General features: G+C 73.8%; 16 protein-coding genes. 11 read left to right on the top strand and 5 right to left on the bottom strand.

The genetic code is table 11. The features are described from left to right. The first annotated feature begins 20 nt into the window (after positions 1–20). Both IEY73_RS13155 and IEY73_RS13150 read left to right on the top strand, forming a co-directional pair. Positions 21–1,451, top strand: a complete 1,431-nt coding sequence (locus IEY73_RS13155; protein ID WP_189079466.1) for a DUF2252 domain-containing protein — start codon at positions 21–23, stop codon at positions 1,449–1,451. Beyond that, positions 1,448–1,885: a pyridoxamine 5'-phosphate oxidase family protein gene (locus IEY73_RS13150; protein WP_189079465.1), complete on the top strand. Its 438-nt coding sequence runs from the start codon at positions 1,448–1,450 to the stop codon at positions 1,883–1,885. Before IEY73_RS13155 ends, IEY73_RS13150 begins: the two co-directional genes overlap by 4 nt. On the opposite strand, the gene IEY73_RS13145 is transcribed toward IEY73_RS13150, so the two are convergent. Then, positions 1,872–2,816, bottom strand: coding sequence for a hypothetical protein (locus tag IEY73_RS13145; RefSeq protein WP_229715800.1), 945 nt, complete (start codon positions 2,814–2,816; stop codon positions 1,872–1,874). The two genes, IEY73_RS13150 and IEY73_RS13145, sit on opposite strands and share 14 nt — an antisense overlap. Before the next feature lie 162 nt (positions 2,817–2,978). On the opposite strand from IEY73_RS13145, the gene IEY73_RS13140 reads away from it, so the two are divergent. Both IEY73_RS13140 and IEY73_RS13135 read left to right on the top strand, forming a co-directional pair. Then, entirely contained in the window at positions 2,979–3,416 is a 438-nt protein-coding gene (locus IEY73_RS13140; RefSeq protein ID WP_189079464.1) for a hypothetical protein, read from the top strand. A 471-nt stretch (positions 3,417–3,887) separates the two neighbouring features. Further along, positions 3,888–7,484 carry a hypothetical protein gene (locus tag IEY73_RS13135; RefSeq protein ID WP_189079463.1) on the top strand — a complete coding sequence of 1,199 codons (3,597 nt, stop codon included), beginning with the start codon at positions 3,888–3,890 and terminating at the stop codon, positions 7,482–7,484. On the opposite strand, the gene IEY73_RS13130 is transcribed toward IEY73_RS13135, so the two are convergent. Further along, a complete protein-coding gene (locus IEY73_RS13130) occupies positions 7,462–8,460 on the bottom strand; it encodes a GGDEF domain-containing protein (RefSeq protein WP_189079462.1) in 999 nt (332 codons plus the stop codon). The two genes, IEY73_RS13135 and IEY73_RS13130, sit on opposite strands and share 23 nt — an antisense overlap. Before the next feature lie 217 nt (positions 8,461–8,677). On the opposite strand from IEY73_RS13130, the gene IEY73_RS13125 reads away from it, so the two are divergent. Next, entirely contained in the window at positions 8,678–9,835 is a 1,158-nt protein-coding gene (locus IEY73_RS13125; RefSeq protein WP_189079461.1) for an acyltransferase family protein, read from the top strand. A 7-nt stretch (positions 9,836–9,842) separates the two neighbouring features. Here IEY73_RS13125 and IEY73_RS13120 read toward each other — a convergent pair whose 3' ends face one another. Beyond that, positions 9,843–10,601, bottom strand: a complete 759-nt coding sequence (locus IEY73_RS13120; RefSeq protein ID WP_189079460.1) for a lytic polysaccharide monooxygenase — start codon at positions 10,599–10,601, stop codon at positions 9,843–9,845. A gap of 222 nt (positions 10,602–10,823) precedes the next feature. On the opposite strand from IEY73_RS13120, the gene IEY73_RS13115 reads away from it, so the two are divergent. Further along, complete coding sequence (locus IEY73_RS13115) at positions 10,824–11,048, top strand: hypothetical protein (protein ID WP_189079459.1); 225 nt, start codon at positions 10,824–10,826, stop codon at positions 11,046–11,048. 298 nt (positions 11,049–11,346) lie between these two features. On the opposite strand, the gene IEY73_RS13110 is transcribed toward IEY73_RS13115, so the two are convergent. Continuing rightward, positions 11,347–12,564, bottom strand: a complete 1,218-nt coding sequence (locus IEY73_RS13110) for a sensor domain-containing phosphodiesterase (RefSeq protein WP_189079458.1) — start codon at positions 12,562–12,564, stop codon at positions 11,347–11,349. Positions 12,565–12,943: 379 nt separating this feature from the next. Between IEY73_RS13110 and IEY73_RS13105 the strand changes: the two genes are divergently transcribed. Together IEY73_RS13105 and IEY73_RS13100 are read left to right on the top strand one after the other, a co-directional pair. Then, entirely contained in the window at positions 12,944–14,002 is a 1,059-nt protein-coding gene (locus tag IEY73_RS13105; protein WP_189079457.1) for a helix-turn-helix domain-containing protein, read from the top strand. Continuing rightward, the gene (locus IEY73_RS13100) at positions 13,999–14,550 is read left to right on the top strand and encodes a hypothetical protein (protein WP_189079456.1); all 552 of its coding nucleotides are present in this window, start codon (positions 13,999–14,001) and stop codon (positions 14,548–14,550) included. Before IEY73_RS13105 ends, IEY73_RS13100 begins: the two co-directional genes overlap by 4 nt. Before the next feature lie 16 nt (positions 14,551–14,566). Here IEY73_RS13100 and IEY73_RS13095 read toward each other — a convergent pair whose 3' ends face one another. Further along, positions 14,567–16,066, bottom strand: coding sequence for a helix-turn-helix domain-containing protein (locus tag IEY73_RS13095; RefSeq protein ID WP_189079455.1), 1,500 nt, complete (start codon positions 16,064–16,066; stop codon positions 14,567–14,569). A 119-nt stretch (positions 16,067–16,185) separates the two neighbouring features. On the opposite strand from IEY73_RS13095, the gene aceA reads away from it, so the two are divergent. The 3 genes from aceA (at position 16,186) to IEY73_RS13080 (ending at position 20,720) form a co-directional block, all read left to right on the top strand. Beyond that, positions 16,186–17,475, top strand: coding sequence for an isocitrate lyase (gene aceA / locus IEY73_RS13090; RefSeq protein WP_189079454.1), 1,290 nt, complete (start codon positions 16,186–16,188; stop codon positions 17,473–17,475). A gap of 1 nt (position 17,476) precedes the next feature. Continuing rightward, entirely contained in the window at positions 17,477–19,090 is a 1,614-nt protein-coding gene (gene aceB, locus IEY73_RS13085; RefSeq protein ID WP_189079453.1) for a malate synthase A, read from the top strand. 154 nt (positions 19,091–19,244) lie between these two features. Further along, positions 19,245–20,720: a mannitol dehydrogenase family protein gene (locus IEY73_RS13080; protein ID WP_229715799.1), complete on the top strand. Its 1,476-nt coding sequence runs from the start codon at positions 19,245–19,247 to the stop codon at positions 20,718–20,720. The last annotated feature ends 120 nt before the right edge of the window (positions 20,721–20,840 follow it).

The raw sequence follows: 20,840 nt of genomic DNA, 5'->3' as shown, positions 1-20,840 counted from the left end.
GATTCATTAAGGTGAGGGCGATGGAACGATCGCGCACCGATCACGTCGTGATCAGCTCAGCCGCCGGCCGGGCGTCCGCCGACGACGGCTTCGCCTCGCTGCGCCGCCCCGCCCGGCCCCGCCCGGAGCGCTATCGTCTGGGCCGTTCCCTGCGCCGCGACTCGCCCCGCTCGGGCCTGGCCCGCTGGACGCCGCAGGAGCGCCGGGCCGATCCGGTGCAGCAGATCATCGAGGCCCACGTGGGCCGGCAGCCGTGGCTGATCCCGGTGCGCGTGGGACGCATGATCGCCTCGCCGTACGCGTTCCTGCGCGGTTCGGCGAACATCATGGCCGACGACTTCGCCACCCTTCCGCACACCGGCATCACGCCGGTCATCTGCGGCGACGCCCACCTGGGTAACTTCGGTTTCTACGCCTCGCCGGAACGCCAGCTCGTGTTCGACCTCAACGACTTCGACGAGGCGCATCCGGGCGCCTGGGAGTGGGACCTGCGACGGCTCACCACCAGCGTGCACGTGGCCGGACGGCAGAACGGCTTCTCCGAGCCGGCCTGCGGCGACGCGGTGCGGCACTGCGTCGACGAGTACCGCGAGCAGGTGGCGCACCTGGCCGAGCAGGCGCTGCTGGCCCGCTCGTACGAGCGGCTGGACGTGGACCGGCTGCGCGCGGTGGCCAGCAAGTCGAGTTTCCGGCAGGAGATCGACCGGGCCGCCCGGCGGGCCCGCCGCCGCACCAGTGACCGGGCGCTGCCGCGGTTCACCGAGCAGCGTGCCGACACCGCGCGACTGGTCGAGGAGCCGCCGCTGATCACCCGGCCCAGCGACGCCGAGCGCGAGCAACTGGCCGCGGCACTGGACGACTACCTGGCGACGCTGCCGCCGCACTGGGCGCGCATCCTGGCCGGATACCGGATCGTGGACATCGCGCACAAGGTGGTCGGGGTCGGATCGGTGGGCCTGCGGGCGTACGTCGCGCTGTGCGAGGGCAGCAGCCCGGACGACGTGGTGTTCCTGCAACTCAAGCAGGCCCGCCGGTCGGTGGTGGCGCGGCATCTGCACGGCGAGTCGGCCTGGCACCGGCACCAGGGCCAGCGGGTGGTGGAGTATCAGCAGGCGCTGCAGACCGTCAGCGACCCGTTGCTGGGCTGGACCACGGTCGGCGAGCTGCAATATTACGTGCGCCAGTTCCGGGACATGAAGGGCGCGGTCGTGGTCGAGGGCATGAGCGCCAAGGCGCTGGCCGACTACGCCGGCATCTGCGGCTATCTGCTGGCCAAGAGCCACGCCCGGACCAGCGGCGCCTCCATGATCGCCGGGTACATCGGGAAGGGTCGCAAGCTGGGCGGCGCGTTCTGCCGGTTCGCCCGCGCGTACGCCGATCAGGTCGAGGCCGACCACGCCCTGCTGGTGCAGGCGGTGCGCCGCGGGCTACTACCCGCCGAGCCGGCGTGATCGCCCTGGACGCAGCCGGGCTGCGGGCCTTCTGGGCGGAACGGCACCTGTGCACGCTGACCACGCTGCGCCGCGACGGCTCGCCGCATGTCACCGCGGTCGGCGCCACCCTCGACGCGCCGGCCGGCCTGCTGCGGGTGATCTGCTCGGCGACGTCGGCCAAGGCCCGGCACGTCCGCGCCGGGCAGCACCGGGTGGCGGTCTGCCAGGTGGACGGCCGGCGATGGAGCACCGTGGAGGGTACGGCGGTGGTCCGCGACGATCCGCAGTCGGTGGCCGAGGCCGAACGGCGGTACGCGCAGCGCTACCGCACGCCGCGACCGAACCCGAGCCGTGTGGTGATCGAGGTGCGGGTCACCCGTGTGCTGGGCTCGGCCGGGCTGGACTCGGGCCCGCTGGACTCGGCCGCGCCCGCACCGGTCACTGGAAGCTGATCAGCTCCGGCACCGGGTCGAAGCCGAGCACGTCGGCCGCCTTGTAGCGGTGCACGTCCTCGTCGTAGAACAGCTTGTAACCCATGTGGAACTGCTGCGGGCGGCGCAGCCGCTGCCAGGTGGCGTCCTTCTCCGAGCGGGTGCCGAAACCGTCCACATGCTGCACCATCGCCAGGCCGGGCCGCTCGGCGATCTTGTCCACGTCGGGCAGCATGGAGGTGCGGAACTGGTGCACCACGAACAGCTTCTCCGGCAGATCGTGCGCGGTCACCAGATCGGACAGGTACTGCGAGACCTCGTTCACCTCGGACGCCTTCACCCGCCCGATGGTGCGGCCGGGGACCTTGCCCGCAGGCATCCGCCACTCCGGGTCGAGCGCGAGCCCGACGTGCGGCTGCAACAGGAACTTCTCCAGCCGCTTGGCCTGCGGCACGAAACTGCCCCGGCCCGGCTGCAGGTCGAGGATGACCATCACCTTGTTCGCGCGCGCCTGATCCACGTACTGCCGGATCTTGTCTTCCGGGATCATCTGGCTGTAGTCGCCGTCCTTGCCGGCACCGGCCTGGGCGACGGTGGCGATCAGCTCGTACGCCACCTGCACCGTGCGGTCGCCGGCGAACCCGGCGGCGGCCTTGCGCAGCTTCGGCAGCATCGTGTCCGGCTTACCCTCGCCCAGCACGCCCAGGCTGGCGGTGCCCGCCGTGCCGTAATAGGCCACCACCCGGTACTCGGGGAAGATCTCGCGTCCGCCCAGCGGCAACTGCGGCGGCGGGGTCGGCGTCGGGGACGGGCTGGTGGTCGCGGGCGCCGGACCGCTCTGCGACGCGGCGGGCGCGGCGGTGCGGCTGGCGGGATCCGAGTCGCAGCCGACCACGGTGGCGAGCAGTGCGACAAGCGCGCCGGCGGCGGCGAGGCGGGCGGGGCGGGGCACGGTGAACCTCTCCTCTCGGGCGGCGCCGTCGCGGCACCGAGACGACACGGTACACACGCCCATCGGCCTCCGCAGGACCGGCGATGTCGCACCGTCCCGGCTTGACGGTGCCCGGTTCGCGGCGGATCGTCGAGAGGTACCCGCTCGCGCAAGGAGCAGGCCGTGAACTACCTCGATGTGGGAAAGCTCATCCTGATCGCCGTGACCCCGACCGCCGTCGGAGCGATCGCGCTGCAAGCACCGCGATGGTGCGCCTGGGCTGCCGCGCTCTGGTCACGGCGGCAGCCGAGCGAGCCGGTGCCGTACGGGCCACCGATCGAGAAACTGGCCTGCGATCTGCGCCGGTTGTTGCGGCTGCACGACGAACTCACCGCCTCGGCGCACCTGGCGATGCGGGCACATCGACTGTGGGCGGTCGAGGCGGCGATCGGCGCCCGGGCGCTGGAGGCGGCGCGGGCGCTGGACGTGCCACACCGGGAGCCGGAGCTGCCGGGCGCGCTGACCCGCGAGGAACTGGGCGGGCTGCTGCGCGACCTGTCCGGCGCGGGACTCGTGCTGCCCGCGGCGGTGGGCCCGTTCACCGCGGACGGCCGCCTCTAGGGCGCACGCCCGCTCGCCCACCCCGCCCAGGGAGGGGCGGGGGGATGCGTCGCGTGCCCTCGCCGCGGCGGAGGATCACCGTCAGTAAATGGAAGATTTATTGTTCTCCGCCTCAGCGTGGCATTAAGAATTGCTTAAGTGGACACACGCATTTTCCGCGTCCGAATGGTGCGCAGCGTGTCCGCACGTTGACCGTTGCGCCGATCACGGGGCCCTGAGCCCGCATTTCTCGGTCACCGGTGAACCTTCGCGACCCACCGTCCGTACTGTCTGTCGACGCGGGGCGTCCCACCGGACTCGCACGGTGGCCGCATCCGGTGGTGGCGCCCCGCGCAAATCCATGATTAACCTTCCACATCGGCCACGTGACGAGGCGTTCGGCGGGCGTGGCGAGGCGCGGCGGCGAACGATTGGGGGGACACCGATGCGGATCTGCGCGCGCGGCGGCCCCCGCCCCGAGGTGATCGACCGGTGAGCTTCGAGGACGACGAGTACTGGGAAGAAGAATACGGCGATCAATCCGGCGCCACGGCCCGGGAACGCTATGTGGTCCGCCGCGCTGCGGCACCGGAACCGGTTCTCCCCACCCGTCGCCCGTCACCCGTCACGGGGATTGACGAGCTCGCCGCACGCCGGCGCCGTCGCGAATCCGGCTACACACGGTCATCGGGATCGGTCCCCGGCCCGGAGATCGACCCGCAGTCCGGCTTCGACACGGTGCGGCCGAGCTGGCTGGACGACCCGGACTTCGTGGCGCCGGACATGTCCGGCCCGGATCTGGCCGGCCCGGAGTCGGCGGTGCTCGACTTCAACCGCCCGGAGCTGGGCGCGGACTTCGACCAGCCGGAGTTCGACCTCGACAGCACGCCCTCCCCCGCCCGGCGCGAGACCCCCTCTCCGGACCGGCCCGAGATGCCCACGCCGGACCGCAACGGTCGGCGTGACCTGCCGTCGCCCGGCCGGCCCGAACCGCGCGGCCCTCGTGCGGCGCCGGAGCAGCCGCCCGCCGCCCGGCGCGACGCGCCGGAGGCGCCCCGCACGCGGCCCGGCCCGCGACCGCCGGCCATGCGTCCGGGTCAGCCGATCATGCGCCCCGGACGGCCCGGCGCGTATCCGGGCCAGCCGGGCCAGCCGGTCACGCGTCCGACGGGTGTGCCGCCGCGCCGTACCGGCGTCACCCGCGTCACCTACGAGGGGCCCGTCACCTACGAGGGGCCGGAGCCCGGCGTGGGGGGCGTGCCGCCCGTCGCCGGCGACGCGGCCGCGGCGTTCACCACGGAAACGCCGGGCCGCGGCCACCCGCAGGGGCCGGTCACGCCGGGAAACGGACCGACGTCGCCAGCCGCCGGGCCGGTCTCGCCCGCACACGTCTCCCCGGCGCACGCCCCGGTGTCCGCCGACGGCGTGGCCGTTCCGGTGCACCACGCCGACCATCCCGGATTCCGCACGGACGACGCCACCCGCCCGGCGGAGGACGCCGCCCTCGCCGCGGGTGGCGCCGCCTTCGCCGCCGACGGGGTCAGCTTCGGCACGGACGACGACCTCGGCGGGCCGATCCGGCCGCCGGGCGGCCGACGCAACCGGCGCAGCCCGGGGGCGGCCGGACGCGACGGTCAGCGCCCGGTGTCCGACGGCGCCGCGACCGGTCAGCCCGGCGCCCCACCGGCCGGCCCGCCCGCCGAGGCGAGGTGGGCGTCGCCCGCCCCGGACGGCGCCGCGTGGGCCGGGGCACCGGCCGGAGACGCGATGGACCCCGCGGCCCCGCCGGTCGGCACCGGCGACCCGCTGGATCTCTACCGTCCACCCCGGGACCGTCGCGGCACCACCGCGCCGGGTGACGCGCCCACCGAGGACCTGCGCCCCGCCCGGCAGGCCAGTCCCCCGCCGGCGCCCACCGAGGACCTGCGCCCCGCCCGGCAGGCCGGCCACCCGCGCGGCCCCACCGAGGACCTGCGCCCCGCCCGGCAGGCCGCCGGGACCGAGCGTCCGGGCTCCGGCGCGGCACGCGCCGACGACGCGCCCCGGGTGCTCGACCGCACCGCGCCGGTGCCGCCGCGGGCCGTGCGCATGCCGGAGCCTCCCGCGCAGCCCAAGGTCGTGCGCCGGGCCGAGCCTCCGGCGACGCCGCGGGTGGTGGGCCAGCAGACCCCGCCGCCGCTGCGTGTGGTGGCGGACGGACCAGCGGGAGATCCGGGTACGCCCGGCACGCCCCCACCGGCCACCACGCCCCCACCGGTCACACCGCAACCCGCCACAGCGCACCCGGCGGCGCCCGGACAGACGGCAGGGGGACAAGACAGGCCGGAACAAGACAGGCCGGAACCGGCGGCGCGCGGAACCGGCGCGTCCTCATTCGCCGAACCGGCGCAGATCTCCGGGCCGCCCGTGGCCGGGCCGCCGGTCGTGGACCGTCCCGTCGCCGGGCCGCCGGTCACCGGGCCGCCCGTGGCCCGGCCGGTGCCGTCCCCGCAGACGCCCTTCCCGCCGGCGCCCGCGCCGGCACCCGCCCGCACACCGGCGCCCCCGCCACCTCCACCGGCACCCGCCCGCACACCGGCGCCCCCGCCGACGATGGCAGACGCGCCTCCACCAGCACCAGCGACCGCAGACGCGACGGCGGCAGACACATCGGCGGCAGCACCGGCGGCGGAACCGACGGGTGCCCCGGCCGCACGGCCCCCACGGACGGAACCGGGGACTCCGGCCGCCGGAGCGGACCAGCCCGGGTTCTTCGCCGTCCATGCCCCGGCGCCCGCGCCCAGCGACGCCCCACCCACCGCCGTCCGGCCCGCATCCGGTGCAGCCACGTCCGGTGCAGCCACGTCCGGCGGCCCCGGCGGCCCGGCGGCCGGGGTCCCGACGGACGGGGTCCCGACGGACAGACACGCGGACGGGCCCACCGCACCGATCGGCCGCCTGGTCATCTCCGGGCCGGACACCGCGGTACGCCGGTACGCGGACGCCGATCTGGGTCCCACCTGGTTCACCGCCGGCCCGAAGACGGCCGACCCCGCCGACGCCTACCCCGCCAGCACCAGCGCGGACGGCACCGGCGCGGACGGCACCGGCCCGGCCGACAGCAGCCCGGCCGACAGCAGCCCGGCCGGCGGCGACAACCCCGCCGGCGGCGGCGCGTCCGGTGCCGCACCGACGGGCGGCGTCACCACCGGGGCCGGCACGGGGCCCGCCGGCGACGCCGCGGAGTCCGGGCGTGCGACGGCGGCGTTGCGGGACCCGGCGGGCGTACCGGCCGGGAACGGCGACGACGGCGCGGACAGCGGGGTGACCATCGACCTGGACATCTCCGGCCTGTTCCGGGGTTTCGGGGTGACCGCGGAACAGGCACTGGTGGTGCCCCGCAATCCGGCGGCGCAACCCACCTCCGCACCGCCGGCCGCCGGAGCACCGGTGCGCGGCGCCACGCACCCGCCCGCGGCCGGTCCCGCGCCGGCGGATCCGTCGCGCCCGTTGTCCGGCGAGGACCTGCGGCAGATGCGGTGGCGGCTGGACGGCGGCACCCTGCGCGAGGTGGTGGACGACCGGGAGCCGTTGCTGGAGCTGGGCGCGCGGCTGGACGAACCGCTCGCATGCGAGAAGGACGACATGACGCTCGCCGGGCTGCTCAGCGCCCGCGCCGAGGTGTTCCGCCTACTCGGCGAGCTGGGCATGGCTGCCGCGGCGAGCAGGCTGGCGCTGGCGCACGCCGAATCGGCGGGCGAGGTGTCCGCCGTGGTGATCGCCCAGGCGGAACTGGCGCACGTGCTGCGGCTGCGCGGCGACGTCGCCGAGGCGGACCGGCTGTTCGAGGAGGCGGCCAGCTCGGAGGCACCGTCCACGCTGCGCAGTCTGGTGCACGAGTACGCCGGACGGTGCTGCTTCGACCAGGGTCGTCACATGGAGGCACTGGACCATTTCGCGCGGGCGGTGCGGCTGGGCCGGTCCGACGACGTGGACTTGGCGAAACGCATCGACGTGTCGCTGGAGGCGGTCTACATCCACGTGCTGCGCGACGGCTGGGGACCGTACCCCCGGCTGCGCAAGGAGATCATCGAGCCGGCTGCGGACTGAGCACCGGCTGCGGGCCCGGGGCCGGATGCCCGCCCGCCGCGGCCACCCGCCCACGCCCGTGCGTCTTGGCCACGTACAGGGCGGCGTCCGAGGCCGCCTGCAGGCCCGCGGTGCTGTCCGCGTCGTCCGGCAGCACCGCCAGGCCGATGCTGATGCCGGGCGCGCCACCGGGCAGGGTGTCGATCGCGGCAACCCGCGCCCGCAGCCCTTCGCCGGTGTGCAGGGCGCCGCGCCGGTCGGTCCGGATCAGCAGGGCGAACTCGTCGCCGCCGAGCCGGGCGACCACATCGTCCTCCTCGGCGACCGCCCGCATCGCGTCCGCCACGGCCCGCAGCGCGTCGTCGCCGACCGCATGCCCGTACGTGTCGTTGATGGTCTTGAAATGGTCGAGGTCGACGGTCAGCAGGGCGAGGGGGCGTCCGGTGCGCTGCGCCCAGGCGCCCGCCGCGGCCAGCGCGTCGTCGAAGGATCGGCGGTTGGCCAGTGCGGTGAGCGGATCCGCGAGCGCCTGCGACTCCAGCCGGCGCATCAGTTGCTCGGCGCGTTCACGCAACGGCACCACCACGACCGACAGCATCACCATGGCCAGCGTCATCGCGGTCCAGTCGGCCATCGCCCGCCCCGGGTCCAGGAGCCCGAAGGTGCAGGCCGCATCGCCCGCCACGGCCAGGGCGACGCTCCCCGCGACCTGGCGACGGCGCAGGAAGTTGGCCGCGTACAGCACCGGCCACATGTAGAAGAGCTGCGCCCCGGTGCTGGCGTCGGCGGTGGCCAGGTTGATGCCGGTGATGAACACCGTGGCGATGTGCGGCGCGGACAGCCAGAACCAGCCCGGCAACGCCTCCGGCCGGAACCAGCACAGCGCCCCGACGACGGCGACGGTCACCGAGGTGACGATCACCGCGACGATCCCCGCCGGTCCGATGGCGGGGGTCAGGAAGACACCGGTGACGAAGACGTACGGGGCGGCGGCCATCAGGAGGTAGGCGACCGCCCGGGAGGCTCCGTGACGGTCGCGAAGCTGCTGAGGGCTGCGCCGCGACACGTCAGCCGATCGGCCGCGGACACCCCCGCTTGAGACTTTCCCGCCCGGGGTGACGGCCGTCTCCCCCGTCCGGGGTCGTCCGCGCGGGCCGTACGCCCGGACTGCGCGGCTGTGCCGCGGCACCGCCGCACGTCGATACGTTGTCGCGGTGCGCAACCGCTACCTGGATCTGCTCCGCGCCGCGGCCATCGCGCGGGTGATCGTCTACCACCTCTTCGGGTGGCCGTGGCTGTCTCTGCTGCTGCCCGCCATGGGGGTGATGTTCGCCCTCGCCGGGTCGCTGACCGCCGCCTCGCTGGACCGGCGCCCGGCCGGCGCGGTGGTGTTCGCACGGCTGCGACGGCTGCTACCGCCGCTGTGGCTGCTCGGCGCGATAGCGGTGCCCCTGATGATCGTTGGCGGATGGCGGGCCGAGGACGGCGAGCACCCCTTCGACGTGACACGCCTGGCGTTCTGGGTGCTGCCGGTGTTCGACCCGCCGGGCAGCGACCGTGGCGTCGACGTGTGGGAGCCGCTCTGGTACATCCGCGCGTATCTGTGGTTCGTGCTGCTCTCACCGTTGCTGTACCCGCTGTTCCGGCGGCTGGGGTGGTGGCTTGTCGCGGCGCCCCTGCTGCTGATCGCGGTGCTGGACCGCACCGGCGTGGCGCTGCCCGGACCGGCGGACCCGGCGATGTGGGACGCGGCCACCTACGGGGCGTGCTGGCTGGCCGGCTTCGCCCACCATGACGGGAGGCTCGCCCGGTTGCGCCCGGCGCTGCTGCTGCCGATCGTGGTGGCGCTCGGCGCGGCGGCGGCGTGGTGGCTGGTGTGGCACGCGGCCGACGACGGATGGGACGTCAACGATGTGCCCGAGGCGCAGGCGTTGTGGTCCCTGGCGGTGGTGCTGGTGGTGCTGCGCTGGCAGCCGCGCCGGGACCCGGTGGCCCGCAACGCCCCGTTGCGGGCGGCGGTCACCCTGGTGAACAACCGGGCGGTGACCGTCTATCTGTGGCACAACATCGCCATCGCGGCGGTGTGGCCGGTGCTCGCGGTGGTCCACCTGGATGACCTGAGCGGCCCGTGGGGCGGCCCGGTGGACCTGGTCACCGCGCTGGTGCTGACGGCGGGGGCGGTGCTGGCCTTCGGGTGGGCGGAAGACCTGGCGGCCCGTCGCCGGCCCCGCTGGTGGCCGGCGGGAGACGACCCTCGGCGGCCCGGAGGCCGCCCGGGATCTGCGCTCGGTCCCGTGGTGCAACGCCCGCCCGGCGACGAGGCGCGACCCGCGCCGGGAGACGAGACACCGCGCCCAGCCGCCCGGGCCTGAGGCCGGGTCAGAGGCGCTCCCACAACGCGGGCACGTTCGGCGGCTCCCAGCCGGCCAGCGCGGTGTGCGCCTGCCGGCACCGGTAGGTCGCGCCGCTGTACGTCACCACGTCGCCCACCGCGTACGCGGTGCCCGCCGCCCAGGTCCCGCCCGCCGGAGGCTGCGTCGTCGGTGGCGTGGTCGGGGGCCGGGTCGTCGGCGGGGTGGTCGGCGGCGCAGTCGTCGGCGGCGGGGTGCTGCCGCCTCCGCCACCACCGCCGATGTTCACGTCCACGCAGGAGTAGAACGCATTCTGGGTGTCCGCGATGTTCCACCGCGCCAGCACCGTCCGCCGCCCGGTGAACCCGCCCATGCTGACCGTGTGCGACTTGGTGGAGCCGGGCTGGGCGCCGCCGTCGTTGAACTCGGCCAGTTTCGTGGTGCCGATGAAGTACTGCCAGGTGCTCGTGGCGTGGCGCGCGGTGAGCACCCAGTGGAACGTCACGGTGGAGCCCACCGAGGCGGCCGGCCAGTTCTTGCTGTCGTCGTTGAGCACCGCGAACCGGCTGCCGCCGCCGTTGCACAGGAACGAGCCCTTGGGCGCCTCGACGCTCTGCGGCTCCCAGACGATGTCACCGCATCCGGACACCGCGCCGCTGGCGCAGTTGGCCTGCCGGCTCGGCGGTGACGAGATGTAGCCGTGCGCCGATGCGGGCGCGACAGCGACGAAGAACGAGGTGGTGACCGCGGCGGCGGTCAGCGCAGGAAGAACAACCCGGCGTCTCATGACGGACTCCTCGTCGAGGGGGATCGGCAGGCCGGGTGGGGGACGTCCCGGCCTGCCCGGGGGACGGGTCCGGGGCCCGCCCGGCGGTGCGCGCGGGTCCCGTCGGCTGTTCGCCTCAACATAATCCAAAGCCTTGTTAACAATAAAGACTTACAGCGAAGTTTTTCGATGTGTTGAACGACGCCGCCCCGAGCGTGCCCGGATCGGCGTAGCGTGACCTGCGTGGCCGACGAGTCCGAGCGTCTCGCCTTCGAGCGCATCGTCGAGAATCTGCGCCGCGACACCAGCCAGCGCCGCCGGGCACGGCTGCGCCTGGTCGTCGGGGTGGCGCTCTGCCTGACCGCGGCCGCCCTCATCACGTTCGGAGGCATCAAGGGCGCGGTGATCGCCGTGATCCCCTGGCTGATCGGACTCGTCCTGGTGGTACGCAGCCGCGCCGGCCACTGAACCCACCCCGTCCCCGCCCCCCCGTTCCCCGCCCCCGTCTCCCCGGCCCCGTCGGCCGTCTCCCCGGCCCCGTCGGCCGTCTCCCCGGCCCCGTCGGCCGTCTCCCCCGGCCCCGTCGGCCGTCTCTCTCCCCCGCCCCATCGGCCGATCTTGGACTTATCGTTCCCGTTTCAAGGTGATATATCGCGTCTTGTCCGACCGGACCTTCAAGATCGACGGGCGTCGCGGGGGCGAGAGCGCACGGGGGGTGGGTTGGTGGGGGGCGGGGCCGCGGGGGTGGTGGGGGTGAGGGTGAGGGTTATGGGGTGGGGGTGATGAAGCGGAGCAGGGGGCGTGCCGCGGCGATCACCAGGTCCCGGTCGTGGGTGAGGACGAAGTCGAAGCGGCGGTCGGCGTCCGGCACACCGGTCTCCGCCAGGTCCCGCGCCACCAGGGCCGCCGCCTGATGCGGGCCGACCACCAGCACGTTCCATTCGCCGCCCAGCCGGTCGTCGGCGGACAGACGCGCGCCGCGCACGCCCGGCGCCGGTTCCGCGCTCAGGCCCACGCCGAGCGCCGCCACCAGCGGACTGGTCCGCGCGATCCGCGCGTAGCGGCGTGCGGTCACCGGGCCGAAATGCCGCGAGTGCTGGAAACACGCGAGCAGCACCGGCGGGAGCGGCCCGTCGGTGGCCAGCGCCTCCAGGTGCCGGCTGAGCGGCAACAGGTCCGCCTTGCTCGCGCGGGTGGGACGGCGGCGTCGGGTCACGATCTCGAACGGTGTGCCGTCGCCCGGTTCCGGCCCGGCCATCGGCAGCGGCAACTCCACGATGTCGCGCGGCGGGCTGGTGCCGGGACGGCCGAACAACCATCCCTGCCCGTACGCGGCACCCATCGTGCGCGCGACGTCGCACTGCCGTGGCGTCTCGATGCCCTCGGCGAGCACCACCGCGGCGCTGCTTTCGGCGTACGCCGAGACGGCCGCCACGATGCGCGCGGTGCCCGGATCGCCCGGCCGGCGCAGCAGATCCATGTCGAGTTTCACCACGTCCGGGCGCACGAACGGCATCAACGCCAGGGAGCCGGGGTCGGCGCCGACGTCGTCCAGGGCCACGCCGCGGCCCGCCGCGCGGCAGGCGCTGGTGGCCGCCAGCAGCGCCGCCGGGTCGCGGGCGATGGCACGCTCGGTCATCTCGGTGACCACGCGCAGCGTGCCGCCCTGCTCGATCGCCGGCGCCAGGTCGGGTGGACAGGGGACACGCGCCGCCGCCGGTTCCATGTTGACGAACAGCGCCAGCCGCGGATCCAGCCCGGCCGCGGCCCGGTACGCCGAGGCGCGGCACACCCAGTCGAGTTCGCCGTCCCGGCCGGCCGCGCGGGCGGCGGCGAACAACGCGGCGGGCTTCTCCCACGGACTGCCGTGCGGGCCCCGGCTGAGCGCCTCGTATCCGACAAGGCGCCCACCGGCGAGCTCCACCAGCGGCTGCAACACCGTGGTCACCGCGCGCTCGTCGATGATCGCATGCAGGTCCGCCACCCCCTCGCCATCGGCGGGCCGGGCCTGCTCCTGAAGAATCCCGCCACTGCGGCGGGCGCGGCGACTCCGGCGTGAGGCATTAACTCACGTCGTTGCGCCGGCCGCCACCGCGACGTCGCCGCATGCGGGACACACCACGCGGCGCAGCCACCGCGGCGCCCTTGCAGCGCCCCGGTGACCCCCCGTCCGTGCTGAATCCAGAACAACAGCAGACCGCCCGGCACGGGAAGCATGCGCCCGGATTATCCCTTCCGCGATGCGGTATCCCGCATTTTCGGTCAGCAAAACGGACACCTGCTCCGCGCGTACGCGCGCATGTGCTTCCATCGATGCGGCACCAGGCAGGTCGCGCAGGCTCGACGGACGAAACGGGGGGACCATGAGCCAGGAGGAGACCGGCACCCTGCCCCACGCGACGGCGACACCGTCGCTGGCCCGGTGGGGGCTGTCGGTCGACGCGGACCTGGTCTATCGGACCATGGCCACGTTCGGCGCGCGGTCGGCGCCGCAACTGTCCGCCGAGCTGGGCCTGCCACCCCGGCGCGTGCACGCCGCGCTGGCCGAGCTGCACGAGGCCGGCGCCGCGGCGCGCCGCCCCGACCGGCCCTCGCCCCGGCGCCCCGTGTGGGCCAGCAGGCCGTGCGACGACGTGGTGGCGCGGCTGCGCGAGCGCCGGATGCAGATCGCCGACCGCGAGGCGCAGGCGTCGGCGCACCGCCGCACGCTCGCCCTGGTGGCCGACGGTGGCCACCCGGCCGGCTCCAGCGTCCGGCATCTGCCCAGCCGCGCGGCCACCCGGGCGCGGCTCGCCGACCTGGTCGCGGTGGAACGGCACGAGCATCTGGCGATGAACACCGAGCAGGCGTTCGACGCGGAGTCCACCCGGGCCGCCGCGCCGCTGGACCGTGTCCTCGCCGCGCGCGGAGTCCGCATCCGGGTGATCGGCCTGCCGCCGGCGGATCGCGATCTGCACGTCGACCCGCAGATGCTCGACGTGCCGCGATGCGCCTATCGGGAGGCCGACGAGGTGCCGCTGAAACTGCTGGTCATCGACCGCCGCATCGCCCTGTTCCCGGCCGACCCGCGCGACCTGGAACGCGGCTACCTGGAGGTCTCCCAGCCCACCATGGTCCGCTCGCTGGTCGCCCTGTTCGACCGGCACTGGGCGTCGGCCGCCGACCCGCGGGAGCACGGAATGCCGCACATCCTGTTGTCCGACCGGGAGCGCGAGCTGATCGCCCTGCTCGCCCAAGGCCACACCGACGTCACCGCCGCCGAGCACCTGCGCATCAGCTCCCGGTCGGTCACCAACATCATGCGCGGCTTGATGGACCGCGTCGGCGTGGAGAACCGTTTCCAGCTCGGCCTGGCCCTCGGCGCGGCGGGAGCCGCCGGACCACGGTCACCACGAACCCCGCCCGCGGAGGAGAACCGATGAGACCACGCCGTCTGCTCGCCGTCGTCGCGACCGTGCTGGCCGGCGTCTTCGCCGCCCCGGTGCCGGCCTCGGCGATCGTGATCAACGACCTGTGGTCCTGGCCGGTCGTGTGCACCGAGGTCGAGTTCGGCGACTACGCGATGACGCGCCTGGACGCGCTGGAGATCGACGTCCATCTGCGCGCCACGGTGCGCCCGTGCGCGGGCTCCGACGGTGCGCAGGGCCGATGGGCGCTCGCCGCATACCGGCCGGCCGGCGGCCTGGCGTGGCGGGCGCAGCCCTATGCCACCGAGCCCACCGGCACGCCGCTGGCGGTGGACGGCCCGGCGCCGTACGGCACGTGGGCGGTCTGCGTGCTGAACTACATCTCGCCGGTGCGTGACACGCCGAACCAGGGCCTCGGCAGCCGCGTCGCCTGCATCGGCATGGGCGAGGTGGACGGCGTGGAGGCGGCGGTGCGGGTCTCCCCCGCCGACACCCGCTTCACCGGCGCGACGCTCACCGTGCTGACGGACTTCCCCACCCCGTTCTGCTCCACCTGCGTCTGAATCCCGCCGCCGGCGCTCACGCGCCGGCGCGGCGGTCCAGGAACTCGTAGACGTCCTGCGCGTCCACGCCGGGGAAGGTGCCCGGCGGCAACGCGGCCAGCAGGTGCGAATGCACCCGCGCGCTCGGCCAGGCGTGCCCGGACCAGCGTTCCACCAGGTCCGCGGGCGGGCGGCGGCAGCAGTCCGGGTCGGGGCAGCGGGAGACGGTACGCCGGGTGGTGTCCCCGCCGCGGAACCACCGGGCGTGCTGGTACGGCGTGCCGACGGTGACCGAGAACTCCCCGGATCGGGTCGACTCCACGTGCACGGTGCACCAGTAGGTGCCCGCCGTGGTGTCGGTGAACTGGTAGAACGACGAGTACGGGTCGGCGGCGGCGAACACCGTGCGGGACGCCCAGTGGCGGCACACCGGCTGCCCCTCGATCGCCCCGGTGACGTCCGACGGGAAGCGGACGTTGTCGTTCTCGTACGCCTTGTAGACGGTGCCGCTCTCGTGCACCCGGCAGAAGTGCACCGGGATGCCGAAGTGGTGGGTCACCAGGTTGGTGAACCGGTGCGCCGCGGTTTCGTAGGACACGCCGAAGGCGTCGCGGAAATCGTCGATGGCCAGCGCCCGGTCGGCCTTGGCCTCGCGCAGGAACCCGGTGGCGAACTTCTCCGGCATCAGCAGCGCCGCCGCGAAATAGTTCGCCTCCACCCGCTGACGCAGGAAGTCGCCGTAGTCGGCCGGGTCCGCGTGGCCCAGCACGAAGTGGCCCAGCGTCTGCAGCACCACCGCGCGCGGGTCGTGGCCCTTGTTGCTGGCGATCTGCGGCAGGTAGATGCGCCGCCGGCGCAGATCGGTCACCGACCGGGTGGAGCTGGGTAGGTCGGGCACGTAGTGCAGGGTGAACCCGAGCTGGGCGGCGATGTCCAGGATGCCGCGCTGCGACAGCGGCCCGGTGCTGTGCCGCACCGAGGTGAGCACCCGCGCGGCGGCCTGCTCGATCTCGGCGAAGTAGTTGTCCCGCTCGCGCATCTCGGTGCGCAGCCGCTGGTTGGCCCGGCGTGCCACCTCGGGCGTGGCGCTCTGCTCGGCGAGCCGCCGGTGGAGCTCGCGGTGCAGCCCGATCAGCGACTCCAGCGCGTCCGCGGGCAGCCGCCGCCCGGTCCGCACCGCGGGCAGGCCGAGCGCCGCGTATGCCGGTGCGGCCTGCAGGTGGGCCAGCTCGATCTCCATCCCGGCGCGCCGCGACGGCGCCTCCGGGCGCAGCAGGTCCTGCATGGACACGCCGAGCGCGCCGGCCAGCGCCTGCAGCATGCCGAGCCGGGGCTCACGCTTGCCGTTCTCGATGACCGAAAGCTGCGAGGGAGCGCGACCGACCGCGGCGCCGAGCTGGTCGAGCGTCATGCCCTGGGCGCGGCGCAGGTGCCGCAGGCGCTGGCCGAGGGTGACGAGATCGATGCCGTCCGGGGCTGGGGAGGCCAGTTGCGGGGAAGCCGGTTGTGGGGAGGCCGGTTGCGGGGAAGCTGTCACGGCACTTCACGCTAGCAGAATTTTTGCGCTTCTTCTGCTCACATTCGCCTTCATCGAGCACCCCTCGACGCGCAAGAGTCGAGTTCTTCCACCGACCGTATGCAGGGAGGCATGGGGCGATGACAGATCAGCTGACCGACGTCAGGGGCGGTACCGCAGCGGACCTCACTCGGGCCTGGGCCGGCGATCCGCGATGGCTGAGCGTGCGCCGTGACTACACCGCGCAGGACGTGGTGCGTCTGCGCGGCACCGTCCAGGAGCGGCACACCCTCGCCGAGCGGGGCTCCGCCCGGCTCTGGGCGATGCTGCACGACGAGGAGTACGTGGCCGCGCTGGGCGCGCTCACCGGCGGCCAGGCGGTGCAGATGGTGCGGGCCGGGCTGAGGGCGATCTACCTGTCCGGCTGGCAGGTCGCCGCGGACGCCAACCTGGCCGGTCACACCTACCCGGATCAGAGCCTGTACCCGGCCAACTCGGTGCCCGCCGTGGTGCGCCGGATCAACAACGCCCTGCTGCGGGCCGACCAGATCGACACCGCGGCCGACCGGCAGGAGCGCGACTGGCTGGCGCCGATCGTGGCCGACGCGGAGGCCGGTTTCGGCGGGCCGCTGAACGCGTTCGAGCTGATGAAGGCGATGATCGCGGCCGGCGCGGCGGGGGTGCACTGGGAGGATCAGTTGGCATCCGAGAAGAAGTGCGGCCACCTGGGCGGCAAGGTGCTGGTGCCGACCGGGCAGCACATCCGGACGCTGAACGCGGCACGGCTGGCCGCCGACGTGGCGGGCGTGCCCGCGGTGGTCATCGCCCGCACCGACGCGCTGGCGGCCGACCTGCTGACCAGCGACGTGGACGAGCGCGACAGGCCGTTCCTCACCGGGGAACGCACCGCGGAGGGCTTCTTCCGGGTGCGCAGCGGCCCGCAGGCGGCGATCGAGCGCGGCGTCGCCTACGCGGACTACGCCGATCTGCTCTGGGTGGAGACCGGCACCCCGGACCTGGAGTTCGCCAAGTCGTTCGCCGACGCGGTACACGCGCGGCACCCGGACAAGATGCTGGCCTACAACTGCTCGCCGTCGTTCAACTGGAAACGCAACCTGGACGACGACACCATCGCCCGTTTCCAGAAGGAACTGGGCGCGATGGGATACAAGTTCCAGTTTGTCACGCTGGCCGGCTTCCACGCCCTGAACCACTCCATGTTCCGGCTCGCCCGCGGGTACGCCGCCGAGGGCATGAGCGCGTACGTCGCGCTGCAGCAGGCCGAGTTCGCCGCCGAGGCGGACGGCTACACCGCGACGCGCCACCAGGCCGAGGTCGGCACCGGCTACTTCGACGCGGTGGCCGGCGCGCTCAACCCGGCCGGATCCACCACCGCCCTGACCGGCTCGACCGAAGCGGAGCAGTTCTGACATGGAGACCGTCACCGTCACCCCGTCCCGGTACGCCGGGATCCTCACCCCCGAGGCGGTGGACTTCGTCGTCGCCCTGGACCGCGAATTCGGCGCCCGTCGCGTGCAACTGCTCGACCGGCGCCGCCGCCGGCGCGTGACCCGCACCGCAGACCTGGACTTCCTGGCGAGCACCGCGGCGATCCGCGCGGACGAGTCGTGGACCGTGGCCCCGCCCGCCCCCGGCCTGCGGGACCGGCGGGTGGAGATCACCGGCCCGCCGCAGCGCACGACGGCCGTGCACGCGCTGAACTCCGGCGCCCGGGTGTGGATGGCCGACTTCGCGGACGCCACCGCGCCCACATGGGACAACGTCGTCGGCGGCCAGCAGGTGCTGCGGGCCGCGCTGTCCGGTGAGCTGGACTTCACCGCCGCGGACGGCCGGGCGTACGAGGTGCGCGGCCCGCTGCCGACGATCATGGTGCGGCCGCGCGGCTGGCACCTGCCGGAGAGCCACCTGCGCATCGGCGGGCGGGCCGTCTCGGCGTCGCTGTTCGACTTCGGCATGTACCTGTTCCATTGCGGGCGCACCCAGATCGAGCGCGGCAGCGGCCCCTACTTCTACCTGCCCAAGCTGGAGTCGCACCTGGAGGCCCGGCTGTGGAACGACGTCTTCGGGTACGCACAGCTTCGGCTGGGCATCCCTCGCGGCACCATCCGGGCCACCGTGCTGATCGAGACGGTCACCGCGGCGTTCGAGATGGACGAGATCCTGTACGAGCTGCGGGAGCATTCCGCGGGGCTGAACGCCGGCCGGTGGGACTACCTGTTCAGCATGATCAAGAATCGGCCGGACGTGGTGCTGCCCGAACGGTCCCGGCTGACCATGACGGCACCGTTCCTGCGCGCGTACACGGAACTGCTGGTGCACACCGCCCACCGCCGCCGCGCCCACGCGATCGGCGGGATGGCCGCGGTGGTCCCCGGGCGCGACCCGGTCGCCGCCCGGCGCGCGCTGAACCAGGTCCGCCAGGACAAGCGGCGCGAGGTCGGCGACGGCTTCGACGGGTCCTGGGTGGCGCACCCGGCGCTGGTGGAGACCTGCCGCGAGGTGTTCGACCAGTGGCTCGGCGACGAACCCCACCAGATCGTGCGGCGTCGTGACGACGTGCGGGTCACCGCCGCCGACCTGCTGGCCGTCAAGCCGGCCACCGGCGGGGTCAGCGAGGTCGCGCTGCGCACCTCGGCAAGCGTCGCCCTGCGCTATCTGGCCGCGTGGCTGGGCGGCCAGGGCGCGGTGGCGCTGGACGGCCTGATGGAGGACGCCGCGACCGCCGAGATCTGCCGGGCGCAGCTCTGGCAGTGGGTCGCCACGGCCACGCCCACCGGTTACGGGGTGCCGATCACCGCCGGCCTGATCGCCCGGATGCTGCGCGAGGAGATGGACGTGCTGGCCGCCACCGGGGCGCTGGACGAGGACGCGGCCCGGCGCTTCGGGCAGGCGCGCACCCTGCTCACCCTGCTGGTGTCGGAACGGGTGTGCCCGGAGTTCCTGACCCTGCCCGCTTATCTGCGGCATCTCACGGCGGCCGCGGGCGGCGCCCGGCCGGCCACCCGGCGGGTGGTCGCCGCCTGACCACGCGGCCACCGGCGGTTGCCGGGGCGCCCGGCGGTTGCCGGGCGCCCCGTTTGGTGATCTTCCTAGAGACGGACGCCACGTTTCCGACGTGTGACGCCGGAGGATGCGATGCTGGGGGCCACACCCACAGGACACCGCTGGGAGGACCGCTGTGCTGCCGCTGAACGCCCGAAACCTCGCATCCCTGCCGGAGGACCTTCCGGTCCCCGCGTACGACCGCACCCGGTTGCGCGTCGGCATCGTGCATTTCGGGGTCGGTGGTTTCCATCGCGCGCATCAGGCGATGTACCTGGACCGCCTGATGACCAAGGGCGAGGCGCTGGACTGGGCGATCTGCGGCGTCGGCGTGATGCCCGCGGACCGGCGCATGCAGCAGGCGATGGACGCCCAGGACGGGCTCTACACGCTGGTGGTCAAGCACCCCGACGGCGCCCTGGAGCCGCGGGTCATCGGCTCCATCGCCGAATACCTGTTCGCCCCGGACGACCCGGAGGCGGTCATCGAGAAGATGGCCGGCCCGGACGTACGGATCGTGTCGCTGACCGTCACCGAGGGCGGCTACAACATCAACGCGGTGACCGGCGAGTTCGTCGCCGACCACCCCGACGTGCGGCACGACCTGCAGCCGGGCAACACCCCGGTCACCACGTTCGGGCTGATCATCGAGGCGCTGGCCCGGCGCCGCGCCCGCGGCCTGCCCCCGTTCACCATCATGAGCTGCGACAACATTCAGGGCAACGGGCACGCCGCCCGGCGCAGCTTCGTGGCCTTCGCCACGCTGCGCGACCCCGAGCTGGGACGCTGGGTGCAATCCTCGGTGCGGTTCCCGAACAGCATGGTGGACCGGATCACCCCGGTCACCACCGACGACGACCGCGAGGACGTGCGCAAGCACTTCGGCGTGGACGACGCGTGGCCGGTGGTCTGCGAGCCGTTCACCCAGTGGGCGCTGGAGGACTCGTTCACCGCCGGCCGGCCCCCGCTGGACGACGCGGGCGTGCAGGTGGTCGCCGACGTCGAGCCGTACGAGCTGATGAAGCTGCGCCTGCTCAACGCCGGTCACCAGGCGCTGTGCTACTTCGGTTACCTGGCCGGGTACCGGCTCGTGCACGACGTCGCGCAGGACCCGTTGTTCGAGCGGTTCCTGCTGGCGTACATGGAACGCGAAGCCACCCCCACGCTGGCCCCGGTGCCCGGCATCGACCTGGACGCGTACCGGCACGAGCTGATCGAACGGTTCTCCAACGCGCAGGTGAAGGACACCGTGGCGCGGTTGTGCGCGGAAAGCTCGGACCGCATCCCGAAGTGGCTGCTGCCGGTGATCCGGCACAACCTGGACTCCGGCGGCGAGATCCAGCGGGCGACCGCGGTGGTCGCGTCCTGGGCGCGGTACGCGGAAGGCACCGACGAGCACGGCGAACCCATCGAGGTGGTGGACCGACTCAAGGACACGCTGATCCAGACGGCGCGGCGGCAGCGGGCGAACCCGGCGGCGTTCATCGAGAACCGGGACCTGTTCGGCGACCTGGCGGACAACGAGCGGTTCGTCGCGACGTACACGTCGATGCTGGCTTCGCTGCACCACAAGGGTGCGCGGGCCACCCTGGAGGAGATCGCCCCGGGGTGATCCGGCCACCAGCGGGACTCGCCGGCGTGGGCATTCGAGGCGTGGCGTAACGGCGGGTTGCGCGCTTCGCCCGCTTCCGGATCGTCGTGACGATGAGGGTCACACGTCGACGAGCCGCCA

It is taken from the genome of Mangrovihabitans endophyticus (assembly GCF_014646155.1).
Taxonomy (GTDB): domain Bacteria; phylum Actinomycetota; class Actinomycetes; order Mycobacteriales; family Micromonosporaceae; genus Actinoplanes; species Actinoplanes endophyticus.
The sequence above is the reverse complement of the archived record's forward strand: the minus strand, read 5'-3'. Positions and strand labels throughout refer to the sequence as shown.

Excerpts from the sequence above, each read along its gene's own strand:
- IEY73_RS13155 (WP_189079466.1), top strand. The coding sequence starts at position 21 with ATGGAACGATCGCGCACCGATCACGTCGTGATCAGCTCAGCCGCCGGC.
- IEY73_RS13130 (WP_189079462.1), bottom strand. The coding sequence starts at position 8,460 with ATGGCCGCCGCCCCGTACGTCTTCGTCACCGGTGTCTTCCTGACCCCC.
- IEY73_RS13120 (WP_189079460.1), bottom strand. The coding sequence starts at position 10,601 with ATGAGACGCCGGGTTGTTCTTCCTGCGCTGACCGCCGCCGCGGTCACC.
- IEY73_RS13105 (WP_189079457.1), top strand. The coding sequence starts at position 12,944 with ATGAGCCAGGAGGAGACCGGCACCCTGCCCCACGCGACGGCGACACCG.
- IEY73_RS13100 (WP_189079456.1), top strand. The coding sequence starts at position 13,999 with ATGAGACCACGCCGTCTGCTCGCCGTCGTCGCGACCGTGCTGGCCGGC.
- aceA (WP_189079454.1), top strand. The coding sequence starts at position 16,186 with ATGACAGATCAGCTGACCGACGTCAGGGGCGGTACCGCAGCGGACCTC.
- aceB (WP_189079453.1), top strand. The coding sequence starts at position 17,477 with ATGGAGACCGTCACCGTCACCCCGTCCCGGTACGCCGGGATCCTCACC.